The 13,738-nt window shown below is 62.0% G+C and carries 12 protein-coding genes; 5 read left to right on the top strand and 7 right to left on the bottom strand.

What is annotated here, in order from left to right:
• Positions 1-103: 103 nt before the first annotated feature.
• The 3 genes from OX459_RS23930 to polA all read right to left on the bottom strand — a co-directional run bounded on the left by OX459_RS23930 (position 104) and on the right by polA (position 4,942).
• Positions 104-862 carry a ZIP family metal transporter gene (locus OX459_RS23930; RefSeq protein ID WP_099665490.1) on the bottom strand — a complete coding sequence of 253 codons (759 nt, stop codon included), beginning with the start codon at positions 860-862 and terminating at the stop codon, positions 104-106.
• Positions 863-1,108: 246 nt separating this feature from the next.
• Positions 1,109-1,993 (bottom strand): dienelactone hydrolase family protein, encoded by an 885-nt coding sequence (locus OX459_RS23925; RefSeq protein ID WP_289906807.1) that lies wholly within the window; start codon positions 1,991-1,993, stop codon positions 1,109-1,111.
• Positions 1,994-2,182: 189 nt separating this feature from the next.
• Positions 2,183-4,942, bottom strand: coding sequence for a DNA polymerase I (polA, locus tag OX459_RS23920; RefSeq protein ID WP_289906806.1), 2,760 nt, complete (start codon positions 4,940-4,942; stop codon positions 2,183-2,185).
• A 304-nt stretch (positions 4,943-5,246) separates the two neighbouring features.
• Here polA and OX459_RS23915 point away from each other — a divergent pair, with 304 nt between their 5' ends.
• The 3 genes from OX459_RS23915 to OX459_RS23905 all read left to right on the top strand — a co-directional run bounded on the left by OX459_RS23915 (position 5,247) and on the right by OX459_RS23905 (position 7,476).
• Positions 5,247-5,642, top strand: a complete 396-nt coding sequence (locus OX459_RS23915) for a hypothetical protein (protein WP_070278239.1) — start codon at positions 5,247-5,249, stop codon at positions 5,640-5,642.
• Positions 5,643-5,725: 83 nt separating this feature from the next.
• Complete coding sequence (locus OX459_RS23910; protein WP_289906805.1) at positions 5,726-6,682, top strand: homoserine kinase; 957 nt, start codon at positions 5,726-5,728, stop codon at positions 6,680-6,682.
• Between the two features lie 2 nt (positions 6,683-6,684).
• Positions 6,685-7,476 carry a BPSS1780 family membrane protein gene (locus OX459_RS23905; RefSeq protein ID WP_034784808.1) on the top strand — a complete coding sequence of 264 codons (792 nt, stop codon included), beginning with the start codon at positions 6,685-6,687 and terminating at the stop codon, positions 7,474-7,476.
• A gap of 65 nt (positions 7,477-7,541) precedes the next feature.
• Here the strand turns inward: OX459_RS23905 and OX459_RS23900 are convergent, their stop codons facing one another.
• Entirely contained in the window at positions 7,542-9,851 is a 2,310-nt protein-coding gene (locus OX459_RS23900) for a UvrD-helicase domain-containing protein (RefSeq protein WP_099665494.1), read from the bottom strand.
• Positions 9,852-9,965: 114 nt separating this feature from the next.
• On the opposite strand from OX459_RS23900, the gene OX459_RS23895 reads away from it, so the two are divergent.
• Positions 9,966-10,238 (top strand): hypothetical protein, encoded by a 273-nt coding sequence (locus tag OX459_RS23895; protein WP_289906804.1) that lies wholly within the window; start codon positions 9,966-9,968, stop codon positions 10,236-10,238.
• A complete protein-coding gene (locus OX459_RS23890) occupies positions 10,235-10,759 on the top strand; it encodes a GNAT family N-acetyltransferase (protein WP_289906803.1) in 525 nt (174 codons plus the stop codon). Before OX459_RS23895 ends, OX459_RS23890 begins: the two co-directional genes overlap by 4 nt.
• Before the next feature lie 13 nt (positions 10,760-10,772).
• Here the strand turns inward: OX459_RS23890 and OX459_RS23885 are convergent, their stop codons facing one another.
• The 3 genes from OX459_RS23885 to OX459_RS23875 form a co-directional block, all read right to left on the bottom strand.
• A complete protein-coding gene (locus tag OX459_RS23885) occupies positions 10,773-11,627 on the bottom strand; it encodes a hypothetical protein (RefSeq protein WP_289906802.1) in 855 nt (284 codons plus the stop codon).
• 190 nt (positions 11,628-11,817) lie between these two features.
• Entirely contained in the window at positions 11,818-12,924 is a 1,107-nt protein-coding gene (locus OX459_RS23880) for an S-(hydroxymethyl)glutathione dehydrogenase/class III alcohol dehydrogenase (protein WP_034749160.1), read from the bottom strand.
• 126 nt (positions 12,925-13,050) lie between these two features.
• Positions 13,051-13,683: a response regulator gene (locus tag OX459_RS23875; RefSeq protein ID WP_034749164.1), complete on the bottom strand. Its 633-nt coding sequence runs from the start codon at positions 13,681-13,683 to the stop codon at positions 13,051-13,053.
• Positions 13,684-13,738 lie beyond the last annotated feature (55 nt).

Below are 13,738 nucleotides of genomic sequence, written 5' to 3'. Positions count from 1 at the left end.
CGGCGAGCAACAAGTTTTCTTCCATGATATTTTCCTCCTTTCTGTGCAAGTTGGTCAGAAAGGCAATATAGCATAGGTGGCACTGCGCCGGCAGTGCCGGACATCAACCGCCGTGGCGCTTATGCGTCAGGAACAGCACGATACACACGCCCAGCGCGATCAGCAGCACTTGCGGGATGGTTTCGCGCAAGGTGGCGCGGCGCTGCATCTGCGGCATCAGGTCGCTCAAGGCGATGTAGATGAAGCCGGACGAGGCAAACACGAGCACGTAAGGAATCAGGTTGCTGGCGCGGTCCAGGGTGAAATAGCCGAGCAAGCCGCCCGCCACCGCCATCAGGCTGCACAGCAGATTGAAGATGTAGGCGCGCAGGCGCGAGAAACCCGCGTTGAGCAGCACGATGAAGTCGCCGATTTCCTGCGGAATTTCATGCGCGATGATGGCCAGGCCCGTCACCAGGCCCAGCTTCGGGTCGGCCAGGAAGGCGGCGGCGATCAAGATGCCGTCCGTAAAGTTGTGCATGCCGTCGCCCACTAGAATCATCCAGCCGGACTTGCCCGCTTCGTGCTTGTCGTGGCCGTGCGCATGGTGGTGGCCGTCGCCTTCGTGGTGGTGCGAATGGCGCAAAATCGCGAATTTTTCCAACATGAAAAAGGCCAGCAAGCCCGCCAGCAGGGTGGCGAACAGGCTGCGCGGGTCTGCCTGCGATTCGAACGCTTCGGGCAAGGCGTGCAGCAGGGACGTCGACAACATGATGCCGACGGACAAGCTGACCATGCGCTCGACCACTTTGGAGAGGAATGCAAACGAAAAGATCGCCGCCGCGGTAATGCTGAACACGCCCGCGATCGTGGTCGCGAGCAAAATGGATATAAGGACGGGATCGATGATTTTCTTACCTCAAAATGGCGCCGGGTCACTGGCGCCCGCGATGCTGGCGTCTGGCCTGATGAATGCGTTGTTATCTATTGTTTAATTTTTTGCGCGTCTGGCGGCAGCGTCGCGCGATGAAGATGCAATTGTACTGCATTGGCGCGCACCGGGCATTTTACAGCCCGGTACGGCTTTCACGTCAATTTCTGGGAAATGCGGTATTTTTCTGTTGCGGCATTACGCCACGCCATGCTTTTTGAACCAGGCCAGGCAACGCGCATAACCGTCTTTCGCATCGGCCGCCACATAGCTGGGGCGGTAATCGGCGTTGAAGGCGTGGCCCGCATCGGGATACACGACAAACTCGGATTGGTTGCCGCCCTTGGCCAGCGCATCCTTCATCTTGCCGATCGATTCCTGGCTGATGCCCGTATCCTTGCCGCCATACAAGCCCAGCACGGGGACTTTCAGGCTGGCGGCGATATCGATGGGGTTGCTCGGCTGCAAGGCAGTCGGTTCGCCGACGAGGCGGCCATACCAGGCCACGCCCGCCTTGACGGCCCGATTGTGCGCCGCGTACAGCCACGTGATGCGCCCGCCCCAGCAAAAGCCCGTGATGCCCAGGCGGCTCGTGTCGCCGCCATTCTGTTTCGCCCATGCCACCACCGCATCGAGGTCCGCCATCACTTGCGCGTCCGGCGTCTTGGCGATGATGCCCTTCATTAAATCGGCAATGCTGGCCACCTTGGTGGCATCGCCCTGGCGCACGAACAGGTCGGGCGCCAGGGCCAGATAGCCCTGCTTGGCGAAGCGGCGCGCCATGTCGGCGATATGTTCATGCACGCCAAAGATTTCCGAAATGACCAATACCACGGGCAAACCCGTCTTGCCTTCCGGCTGCGCCGCATACACGGGCACGGCCTGGCCATCGACCATCACCGACATGCTGCCCGTGACGAGTCCGGCAGAATCCGTCTTGACGACGTTTTGCGCCGCCACGGGCAGCACGGCCACGGCAAAACCCGTGCCCAGCGCCACCTTCAGGAAACCACGCCGGCCGTCCGGCCCGGACAAGCTGCTCTGGCCCAGCAAACTTTCACAATCGGTGATCATGTCGCTCATGCGTTTCTCCTGAAAATGTTGCATTAAGTGAAGTCAAATCTCTGGACCCAGACAAAATCGTAGCGAGCGGCCCCGAGTTCTGGCCGAGAAGCGCAACTGTGCCAGGCACGGGGCCGCCGAGGCAGTGAGCATCGCAGGCCGGAAATTGCGCCGCGCAGTAGATTCGCGCAGTAGATTTGGTCTGGTGTCCTAGTGCGCTTCGTCCCAATTGCGTCCTACGCCCACTTCCGCCGTCAGCGGCACTTTCAGCGCAGCCACGCCCGCCATCAGTTCCGGCAGCTTGCGCTTGACCAGTTCCAATTCGGCGTCCGGCACTTCCAGCACCAGTTCATCGTGCACCTGCATGATCATCTTCGTCTGCAAGTTGTCCGCTTCCAGCCAGCCTTGCACGGCGATCATGGCCAGCTTGATCAAGTCGGCGGCCGTGCCTTGCATGGGCGCGTTGATCGCCGCCCGTTCCGCGCCCTGGCGGCGGGGGCCGTTCGGCGAATTGATTTCCGGCAACCACAAACGGCGGCCGAACACGGTTTCCACGTAGCCGCGCGCCTTCGCTTGCTGGCGCGTGTCTTCCATGTACTGTTTCACGCCGGAAAAACGGGCAAAGTAGCGGTCGATATAGCTTTGCGCGGCCGTGCGGTCCACGCCCAGGTTACCGGCCAGGCCGAATGCGCTCATGCCGTAGATCAAACCAAAGTTGATGACCTTGGCGTAGCGGCGCTGTTCGCTCTGCACTTCCGCGGCCGGCACGCCAAAGATTTCAGCGGCCGTGGCGCGGTGAATGTCGATACCGTCGGCAAACGCGCGCAGCATGGCTTCATCGCCCGAGATGTGCGCCATGATGCGCAATTCGATCTGCGAATAGTCGGCCGAAACGATGTGGCTGCCCGGCGGCGCAATGAAGGCTTCGCGGATGCGGCGGCCTTCCGCGCTGCGGATGGGAATATTCTGCAAGTTCGGATCGTTCGACGCCAGGCGGCCCGTCACGGCCACGGCTTGCGCATAATTCGTGTGCACGCGGCCCGTCGTGACGTTGATCATCTTCGGCAATTTATCCGTGTAGGTCGACTTCAGCTTGGCCATGCCGCGGTATTCGAGCAGCACTTTGGGCAGCGGATAATCCTCGGCCAGCTTTTGCAGCACTTCCTCATCCGTCGACGGCGCGCCCGTCGGGGTTTTCTTGACCACCGGCAGTTTCAGCTTGTCAAAGAAGATTTCGCCGATCTGCTTCGGCGAGCCCAGATTGAATGGCTGCTCGGCCAGCTCATACGCCTTCTTTTCCAGTTCGAGAATCTTGACGGCCAGCTCGGCCGACTGGATGTTGAGCAATTCATCGTCGATCAGCACGCCGTTGCGCTCGATCTTTTGCAAGACCACGGCCGTCGGCATCTCGATCTTTTCATAGATGAAAGTCAGCTTCTCATCGTTCGCCACATTGCCCCACATGGCATTGTGCAAACGCAAGGTGACGTCGGCATCCTCGGCCGCGTATTTCGCCGCCTGCTCCACTTCCACCTGGTTGAACGTGATCTGCTTGGCGCCCTTGCCGCACACGTCCTCGAACGGGATGGTCGTGTAATTCAGGTGGCGCAGGGCCAGGCTGTCCATGTCGTGCTTCTTGTGCGATTCGAACACATACGATTCGAGCAAGGTATCGTGGGCGATGCCGCGCAACGTCACGCCGTGGTTGGCGAAGATGTGGCTGTCATATTTGAGGTTCTGGCCCAGCTTGGGCTTGTTCGCATCCTCCAGCCATGGACGCAGCTTCGCCAGCACGTGTTCGCGCGTCAACTGTTCCGGCGCGCCCGCGTAATCGTGGGCCAGCGGGATGTAGCAGGCGGCGTGCTCTGCCACGGAGAGGGAAATGCCGACCATTTGCGCCGTCATCGGTTCCAGCGACGTGGTTTCCGTGTCGACGGCCGTCAAGGCCGCCGCATCGATCAGGGCGATCCATTTGTCCAGCTGCTCGTCCGTCAGCACGGTTTCATACACGGCTTCCACTGCTGGCGCGGCATCGGCAAACATGTCGCCCGTCGTATTGGCGGCAGCGCCGCCAGTTGCCGGTGCGCCAACGGGCGACATCGGCGGCGGCGTGGCGCCCAGTTCGCGCAGCAGGGCCTTGAAGCCGTAGCGCTGGAAGAAGGCCAGCAGCGCTTCCTTGTCTTCGTGTTTCGCCACCAGCGAGTCGGCGATGGTCGTCATGTGTTCGGACAAGTCGCAATCGGTCTTGACGGTGATCAAGGCGCGCGCCTGCGGCAGCCATGGCAGGGCCGTGCGCAGGTTTTCGCCCACGGCGCCGCCCACCTTGGCCGCGTTTTCCATCACGCCTTCCAGGCTGTCGTACAAGGTCAGCCATTTGACGGCCGTCTTCGGGCCGCATTTCGAGACGCCCGGCACGTTGTCGACCGTATCGCCGATCAGCGACAGATAATCGATGATACGGTTGGGCGGCACGCCGAACTTGACCAGCACGGCCGCTTCATCGAGCTTTTCATTGCTCATGGTATTGATCAGGGTCACCTGGCTGTTGACCAGCTGCGCCAGGTCCTTGTCGCCCGTCGACACCACCACGTCCATGCCGGCGGCGGCCGCCTGCACGGCCAGGGTGCCGATCACGTCGTCCGCTTCCACGCCGTCGACCATCAATATCGGCCAACCCATGGCGCGCACGGCTTCGTGGATCGGTTCGATCTGCAGGCGCAGATCGTCCGGCATCGAAGCGCGCGTGGCCTTGTATTCCGGATACATGTCATCACGGAAAGTTTTGCCTTTGGCATCGAAAACGCAGGCGATATAGGCGGCCGGGTAGTCGGCGCGCAGGCGGCGCAGCATGTTGACCATGCCGTGCATGGCGCCCGTGGGATAGCCGTCCGGGCTGCGCAGGTCGGGCAGCGCATGGAAGGCACGATAGAGGTAACTGGAACCGTCGACTAACAGCAGGGTGTTTTGCATAATGCCAATAAAATAAGGTGAGCCGCGCCAGCCGGGAAGAAACAGCGGCGGGCGGGTGGAATATCGCCCAATTATCGCAGAGTTTAGGGCCGCGCCACCGGCCGCAACGCCTGCCGCTTCCGGCGTTTTTGCCACCCTGGCGGCCCCGTGCGGGCGCGCGGGCCGCCACTGCCGGCCATTTCGGCACATTAATCAGCCGTATTAAACAGCATTGCCTACCAGTTTGTTACAATGCCTTATAGATAAATTGACGGCATTACACTACTGCACGCGCTGCAGTCCCTCACATGGAAGCGAACCCATCATGATGCGTACATCGACACTCTGGACATTCCTCGCCCTGCCCCTGCTGGCATGTTCGGCCATCGCCAGCGCCCAGACGCCGGCCAAACCGAGCGACGCGCCGCCACAACTGGAACGCATCGAGGAAATGGGCGAAGCGCCCATCACCGTGGCGCCGGCCGCGGCCAAGCAGCAGATTACCGAAAAACGCGAAGCGGGCGTGACGTCCGAAGTGAAAGTGACGAGCGGCGGCAGCACCTATTACATGAAGCCGGCCGCCGGCGGCGACCAGGCCCACAGCGGCGCCCTGCGCGGCCCGCAATGGAAAGTACTGGAATTTGATCTGGGCAAGAAGAAACAGAAACAACGCGACGAAGAGGCCGCGGACGCGCCAGCGCCGCCCGCACCAGCGAAGTAAGCAGCCACTCTCTTCTGCCCTGCCCCGGCCACCTGCGGGGCAGCCGGCTTTTTTTGACCTTTTAGACCATTCCTCTCTTTCCCATGGCAGTTTTTACCGCGCTACACCTGGACGATATCGGCCAGTGGATCACGCAATTTCCACTCGGCAAACCTCTGGCGCTCAAGGGCATCGCGTCCGGCATCGAGAACAGCAATTTCTTCCTGAGCACGGAGCGCGGCGAGTATGTGCTGACGATCTTTGAAAACCTCAGCTTCGAGCAATTGCCGTTCTATCTGCAACTGATGCGCCATTTGGCGGACCGGGGCGTACTGGTGCCGGCGCCGATCGCCAATGCGGACGGCGAACTGGTGACGGCCTTGCAAGGCAAGCCGGCCGCCATCGTCAGCAAACTCGACGGCAGCTCGCAGATGGCGCCGCAAGCCGTGCATTGCGCGGCCGTGGGCGCCATGCTGGCGAAGATGCACCTGGCGGCGCAGGATTTCCCCCTGCAACAGCCGAATCTGCGGGGCCTGGACTGGTGGAACACCACCACGCCGCTCGTCCTGCACCACCTCGACGATGCCAGGGCGCATTTGCTGCGCGCGGAAATCCACTTCCAGGACGCCTTTGCTGCCTGCGATACCTATAAAGCCATCCCGCGCGGTCCCGTGCATGCCGACTTGTTCCGCAACAATGTCATGTTTGACGGCGAACAACTGACGGGCTTTTTCGACTTTTACTTTGCCGGCTGCGACACCTGGCTGTTCGACGTGGCCGTCACCGTCAACGACTGGTGCGTGGACCTGGCCACGGGCGTGCTCGACACGGTGCGCGTGCGCGCCCTGCTCGACGCCTACCGGGCCGTGCGTCCGTTTACGCATGAAGAACAGACTGCATGGCAACCGATGCTGCGCGCCGCCGCGCTGCGCTTCTGGCTGTCGCGCCTGTACGATTATTACCAGCCGCGCGAAGCGGAAATGCTGACCCCGCACGATCCCACGCATTTCGAACGCATTCTGCGCGAACGTATCGCCACACCTGCTCCGGAACTGTTTTAAACATGGAAAAATTACCTGCAAGTACAGGTTGGCAATGGGTGAAACAAGGCTTCGCCCTGTTTCGCAAGCAACCTGGCGGCATGTCGATGCTGTTTCTCGGCTATATGTTCTGCATGCTGGCCGTCAGCATCGTGCCCGTGCTCGGCCAGATGCTGCCCGTCATCCTCGTCCCCGTGTTTTCCGTCGCCTTCGTGCAAGGCTGCCTGAACATCGACCAGGGCAAGCGCGTCTTGCCCAGCCTGTTGATCTCGGGCTTCCGCAAACCGGCCTTTCCTTCCCTGTTCGGCCTGGGCGTGCTGTACATCCTGATGGCCATCGTGGCCATCGGCGCCTCGACTTTGGTGGACGACGGCTTGCTGTGGCAACTGGTCACGGGGCAATTGACGGAAGAAGCGGCGCGTACCGCCATCCCCGAATCGCGCCTGGGCCTCGGCATCCTGCTGGCCATCGTGCTGTACGTGCCGGCCGCCATGGCCTTCTGCTTTGCCGCACCGCTGATCTACTGGAAACAAACCGGGCTGGGCAAGGCGCTGTTCTTCAGCTTTTTCGCCGTCTGGCGCTCGCTGTCGGCCTTCATCGTCTTCGCCGCCACCTGGTTCGCCATCAGCGTCGTCACCAGCCAGTTGCTGGCCGTCATCTTTGGCCGCACGCCGCTGATGATGCAACTGATGATGCCGCTGTCGATGATCTTGACCATCATCATGCATTGCTCGTTCTACGCCGCCTACCGCCAGATCTTCGGCTTGCCTGTCGATGAAAGCAAGACGGTGTCGCTGGACAAGCCGAACGACTGATTTTCACGCCGCATGAAAAAAGGGCAGCCTGCGCAGGCTGCCCTTTTTTATTGCTACTCAGCAAACTAGCGGCCCAGGCGTTCCAATTTGGCGATGCCCAGGTCGAGCACCTTCATGCCGTGCTGGCCGAAGTTGATTTGCGCGCGCGCATTGCCACCGCCGCCTTCGATATTGACGATCACGCCCTCGCCGAACTTGGCGTGCGCCACGGATTCGCCGATGCGCCAGCCGCCGCCCGTGGCTTTTTGCGCGATCTTTTGCGCAATCGCATTGTCCGAACCCAGGCTGGCCAGCTTCGGCGCCTCGTCCCAGGCCGACTTGCGGTTGCCGAACCAGTTCGCCTGCACCTTCGGCGACAGCCATTTCAGCGATTCTTCCGGCAATTCGTCGAAGAAGCGCGACTTCATGTTGTAGCGCGTCTGGCCGTGCAGCATGCGCGTCTGCGAAAAGCTCATATATAAGCGCTTGCGCGCGCGCGTGATGGCCACGTACATCAGCCGGCGTTCCTCTTCCACGCCGTTGTCTTCCTTCGAGCTGCTTTCGTGCGGGAACAGGCCCTCTTCCAGGCCGGTAATGAACACGTTGTCGAATTCCAGGCCCTTGGCCGAGTGCACCGTCATCATCTGCAGCGCATCCTGGCCCGCCTGCGCCTGGTTGTCGCCCGCTTCCAGCGACGCGTGCGACAGGAAGGCGGAGAGCGGCGACATCACGGCCGGCAGCGGCGCGTCGGCGTCCAGGATTTCGATGCCATCCTGGTTCACGACGGGCGCGCCCGACTGCGCCTGGGCCGCTGGCCCCAAATGCGCGGGCGCGCCCTGGCCAAAACCTTCTTCGGAAATGAACTGGCTGGCCGCGCTGACCATCTGCTCCAGGTTCTCGATGCGGTCGGCGCCTTCCTTTTCATTCTGATAATGTTGCAGCAAGGTACTCGCTTCCAGCACCACTCTGACCATTTCCGGCAAGGACAATTGCTGCGTTTCGAAACGCACGCCTTCGATCAGCTTGACGAAGCCGGCCAGCACGCTGCCCGCCTTGCCCGCCACGTACGGCACGGCCGCATACAGCGAAATACCGTACTGTTCCGACGCGGCCTGCAATTGCTCGATCGAGCGCATGCCGATGCCCCGCGTGGGGAAATTGACCACGCGCAAGAAGGCCGAATCGTTGTGCGGATTGTCCATCAATTGCAAATAGGCAATTGCGTGCTTGACCTCGGCGCGCTGGAAGTAGCGCTGGCCGCCATACACGTGATAAGGAATCGCGGCCGAGAACAGCGCGTGTTCGATCACGCGCGACTGCGCATTCGAGCGGTACAAGATGGCGATTTCACTGCGCGACGCGCCATCGGCGATCAGGCTTTTCGCCTCTTCGATGATCCATTGCGCTTCCTGCAAGTCGGAACTGGCTTCATACACGCGCACCTGCTCGCCATGGCCCGCGTCCGTGCGCAGATTCTTGCCCAGGCGCTTGCTATTGTTCGCGATCAATACGTTGGCGCTGTCGAGGATATGGCCGTGCGAGCGGTAGTTCTGCTCCAGCTTGATCAAGTTCTTCACCTGGAACTCGTGCTCGAAGGCACTCATGTTGCCCACGTTGGCGCCGCGGAAGGCATAGATGCTCTGGTCATCGTCGCCGACGGCAAACAGGGCCCCGCCATCGCGGCTGCCGTGGCCGGCCAGCAATTTGAGCCAGTTGTATTGCAGGTTGTTCGTATCCTGGAACTCGTCCACCAAAATATGGCGGAAACGCGCCTGGTAATGTTCGCGCAAGGGCTGGTTACGGCTCAGCAATTCATACGTGCGCAACAGCAATTCCGCGAAATCGACGACGCCTTCGCGCTGGCACTGGTCGTCGTACAGCTGGTACAGCTCGACCATCTTGCGCTCGTGCGCGTCATACGCTTCCACATCCGTGGCGCGCAAACCCTGGTCCTTGGCGTTGTTGATGAAATACATCACCGTCTTCGGCGGGAATTTTTCATCATCGATATTGTTTGCCTTCAACAAACGCTTGATCACGGACAATTGATCCTGGGAATCGAGGATCTGGAAGGTCTGCGGCAAGGCCGCGTCGCGGTAGTGCGTGCGCAGCAAGCGGTTGCACAGGCCGTGGAAAGTGCCGATCCACATGCCGCGCGTGTTGATCGGCAGCATGGCCGACAGGCGCGTGAGCATTTCCTTGGCGGCTTTGTTGGTAAACGTCACGGCCAGGATGCCGGGCGGCGATACCTGCTGGGTCTGGATCAGCCACGCGATGCGGGTGGTCAGCACGCGGGTCTTGCCCGAACCGGCGCCCGCCAGGATCAGCGCATGCTGCGCCGGCAAGGTGACGGCAGCCAATTGTTCGGGATTGAGGTTGTGAAGAAGATTTTGCATGCCGTGATTATACCGGCATGGCTAAAAATACTGTGCATTTGTCCAGCGGTCACGCCGGATTCGCCGCGTGCGCGCTACAATCGGCATCACTGCACAGCTGATGAAAACATGCCCATGACACCTCCCAGCCACCTCGACGGCGCCCGCGTACTGGCCTGGGCCTGGTCCGACTTGCCTTTCGGCCATGTCGCCGCTGAAGATGGCGCCGCCCCCATCGCCATCCACGGCCTGGCCGTGTGCCGCTACGGGGACGAGGCGCAAGTCTACCGTTTCAGCTGCGACGCGCGCTGGGACACGGTACAGGATGACGCATATGCCAGCGAGGTCGACGCCAGGCAGTTGCCGGCGCAATACCGCACCGTGGCCGCCGCGTGGCATACGCCGTGAAGTACGCCATCCGCACAGCCAGCAGCGCCGACCTGCCCCTGCTGGCCCAGGTCGAGCGCAGCGCCGCGGCCCTGTTTGCGCAGGCCGGCCCCGGACTGGCGTGGCTGGCGCAGGGAGAACCCTTGCCATTGAGCACCTTACAGGCGCTGCAGCGCGAGGGCGACGTATGGGTGGCCGCCGATGGGCACGCTGAGCCGGCAGGCTTCCTGGCCGCCGAACCGCTCGACGGGCAACTGTTCATCGTGGAATTGTCCGTTGCCCTGCCGCATCAACGGCAGGGCGTGGGCGCGCGCTTGCTCGATGCGGCAGCGGCCCATGCCCGGGCGCTGGGCTGCGCCTGCCTGACGCTCAGCACGTATCGCCACCTGCCATGGAACGCACCCTACTATGCGCGCCACGGTTTCAGCGAAATCGGGGCCGCGGCGCTGGGCGCAGGCCACGCGCTCAAGCTGGCGCGCGAAGCGCAGGACGGACACGATCCGGCGCTTCGCTGCCTGATGCGCAAGCCACTGGCCTGCTAATTGAGCACCTCCTTCAGCGCACCAGCTTGGCCTTGCCTTCGCTGAGCGCCTGGGCGATCACCTGGCGCGTGGTCTTGTCCGCGATCTTGACGACTTTTTCCTGCTGGCGGCCCAGGTCGCCCATTTGCTTGCCCAGCGCTTCCATCGGCTTGCCGCGCTGCTCCATCTGGCGCGACATCTGCTCCATTTTCTCGGCCTCGCGCTCGTGTACGTCGGCGATGCGGTCGTTGATCTCTTCCATTTTGTCCTGCGCATCTTCCATCTGCTGTTGCAGGCGTTCCACGTCGCGCTCGGCCGCGCGGCGCGCCGTGTCGCTCGTCGCCAGCGCCTGGCGGCGCGAGGCGTCGCCGAGCTTGCGGCCCAGCTCCTGCTGCTGGCGGCCCAGCAAGCGCAGCTGTTCCGACTCGCGCGCGCTGCCTTTTTCCAGGCTGCGGGCGCCCATCTTGCGGCCCATTTCCCCCATGGCCTTGCCGTGCGCGCCCATTTGATCGCCAAGCGCGCTCATCTCCTTGCCCAGCTGTTTCGAGGGTTCCCATGCCGTGCGCACCTTGCCCAGCAAGGCCGCATCCTGCAGCACATAGGCCTGCCCCTGGTCGCGGAACCACAGGAACGGCCCCTTGATCGAGCGCTTGAGTTTTTCCACCTGCTCCAAGTGAATATCGCTGTCGACGACGATGACGCCCTCGCTATCCCTGGTGCCATCGACCAGCGCATAGCTTTCGCCCTTGTCGAGCGAACGGCTGACCTGCACGCTGGGCGCGGCAGGCGGGGCCGGTGGCGCGGGCGGTTGCGGCGGCTGCACGGCCAGCGCGCTGCCGCCAAGCAGGATACCGGCCAGGCTGAGGATCAAACGATGGGAAGTGGTCATGGCTGCCTCGTCGCAAAAGTGGTGGAGCGTTGACTGTAGCGGCAAGCGGACCTGGCCTCCAGCGCCGTGCGACAGGCTGCAAAAAGACCTGCCTGGATGGCAAGCACGGACGATGGATGGCATGCCGGGCAAAAAAAAACGGAGGCCGCAGCCTCCGCAAAAACGCCGTGGTACGGCGTATTTCAATTCATTAATACAGCACGACGGAACGGATCGATTCACCGCTCTTCATCAAGTCGAAACCTTGATTGATATCATCGAGCTTCAGCCTGTGTGTGATCAAATCATCGATATTGAGCTTGCCTTCCATGTACCAGTCGACGATCTTCGGCACGTCCGTGCGACCGCGCGCGCCGCCGAAGGCAGAACCTTTCCACACGCGCCCCGTCACCAGCTGGAACGGACGCGTGGAAATTTCCTGGCCGGCCGCCGCCACGCCGATGATGATGGACTGGCCCCAGCCCTTGTGGCAGCACTCGAGCGACTGGCGCATGGTGGTGGTGTTGCCGATGCATTCGAACGAATAGTCGGCGCCGCCGTCCGTCAGCTGCACGATGGTATCGACAACGTTTTCCACCTCGTTGGCGTTGACGAAATGCGTCATGCCGAACTTGCGCGCGATAGCCTGGCGCGCCGGGTTGATGTCGACGCCGATGATTTTGTCGGCGCCCACCATCTTCGCCGCCTGGATCACGTTCAAGCCGATACCGCCCAGGCCGAAGACGACCACGTTGGCGCCCGCCTCGACCTTGGCCGTAAACAGCACGGCGCCCACGCCCGTCGTCACGCCGCAGCCGATGTAGCAGACCTTGTCGAAGGGCGCGTCTTCGCGGATCTTCGCCAGGGCGATTTCCGGCACGACGATGTAGTTCGAGAAAGTGGACGTGCCCATGTAGTGGAAGATGGGCTTGCCGTCGATGGAAAAGCGCGACGTCGCGTCCGGCATCAGGCCGCGGCCCTGGGTCGAGCGGATCGACTGGCACAGGTTGGTCTTTTGCGACAGGCAGAATTTGCACTGGCGGCATTCCGGCGTGTACAGGGGGATGACGTGGTCATCCTTCTTCAGGCTTTTCACGCCAGGCCCCACGTCGACGACGATGCCCGCGCCTTCATGGCCGAGGATGGACGGGAAGATGCCTTCCGGATCGGCGCCCGACAGGGTGTAGTAATCGGTGTGGCAAATGCCTGTGGCCTTGATCTCGACCAGTACTTCGCCCTCGCGCGGGCCGGCCAGGTCGACTTCCTCGATGGTCAAAGGCGCGCCCGCCTTCCATGCAATCGCTGCTTTGGTTTTCATGTGTGTCCTGTGTATGGTTGAACCAGGCGCGCCAGCGCGCCGTATCGTCACATCATAACAAGGCAGGCGCCGACATGCCACGCCGGCGCCGGTGCAACGCTTACTTGAAACTCTTACTTGAAACTCTTACTTGGTTTTCGCCCGGTTCAAAAACGCGCCGTGCAAGCCGTTCAGGGTTTCCTCGGCCAGCAGCAGCTGGCTGGCGATTTCATTGATCTTGCGGCGGCTGGAGCGGGCGTGGTCGCGCAGCACTTCGAACGCCGTGTTGCGGTCCGTCTGGAACTTGCCCATCAGCAAACCGACGGCCAGGCTCGTTTCCCGGCCGGCGGCCAGGGCCGCGTTCAGGTTCAGCTCGGTGCGGCGCAGCTGGCGGATTTCATCGGCGCGCGCCAGGCCCGCTTCGAACGCCGGCATCAAGCGGCCTTCGTCGACGGGTTTGACGACATAGCCGACGGCGCCGTAGGCGGCCGCCTGCTTGCCCGATTCGCTGTCGCCGCTGCCGGACAGGAACATGAATGGCACGGCCGTTTCGCCGTGCAGGCGCTTGGCCAGTTCCAGGCCGGACATGCCCGGCATGTGGATGTCGAGCAAGGCCAGGTCAGGCTCGCGCTGGGCGATCAGCTGCAGCGCCACTTCGGCCGAATGGGCCAGGGCCGTCTCGTAGCCGGCATGGCGCAGGACTTCGCCAAGGAATTCCAACAGGAGCTGGTCATCGTCAACGATCAGGATAAGGCGTTTCGCGGCGGCTGGCTGACTCATGGGTAAAGGGACCTCGGTAATGAATGATGCCCTTATTATATGCCGATTATTCGCC

This window comes from Janthinobacterium sp. SUN026, from assembly GCF_030397625.1.
Classification (GTDB): domain Bacteria; phylum Pseudomonadota; class Gammaproteobacteria; order Burkholderiales; family Burkholderiaceae_D; genus Janthinobacterium; species Janthinobacterium kumbetense.
Note: the sequence above shows the minus strand (reverse complement) of the source record. Positions and strands in the feature narration are given on the sequence as shown.

Bases quoted from the DNA above. Each gene is read 5' to 3' on its own strand.
- OX459_RS23925 (WP_289906807.1), bottom strand. From the start codon at position 1,993: ATGAGCGACATGATCACCGATTGTGAAAGTTTGCTGGGCCAGAGCAGC.
- polA (WP_289906806.1), bottom strand. From the start codon at position 4,942: ATGCAAAACACCCTGCTGTTAGTCGACGGTTCCAGTTACCTCTATCGT.
- OX459_RS23915 (WP_070278239.1), top strand. From the start codon at position 5,247: ATGATGCGTACATCGACACTCTGGACATTCCTCGCCCTGCCCCTGCTG.
- OX459_RS23910 (WP_289906805.1), top strand. From the start codon at position 5,726: ATGGCAGTTTTTACCGCGCTACACCTGGACGATATCGGCCAGTGGATC.
- OX459_RS23905 (WP_034784808.1), top strand. From the start codon at position 6,685: ATGGAAAAATTACCTGCAAGTACAGGTTGGCAATGGGTGAAACAAGGC.
- OX459_RS23900 (WP_099665494.1), bottom strand. From the start codon at position 9,851: ATGCAAAATCTTCTTCACAACCTCAATCCCGAACAATTGGCTGCCGTC.
- OX459_RS23895 (WP_289906804.1), top strand. From the start codon at position 9,966: ATGACACCTCCCAGCCACCTCGACGGCGCCCGCGTACTGGCCTGGGCC.
- OX459_RS23885 (WP_289906802.1), bottom strand. From the start codon at position 11,627: ATGACCACTTCCCATCGTTTGATCCTCAGCCTGGCCGGTATCCTGCTT.
- OX459_RS23880 (WP_034749160.1), bottom strand. From the start codon at position 12,924: ATGAAAACCAAAGCAGCGATTGCATGGAAGGCGGGCGCGCCTTTGACC.
- OX459_RS23875 (WP_034749164.1), bottom strand. From the start codon at position 13,683: ATGAGTCAGCCAGCCGCCGCGAAACGCCTTATCCTGATCGTTGACGAT.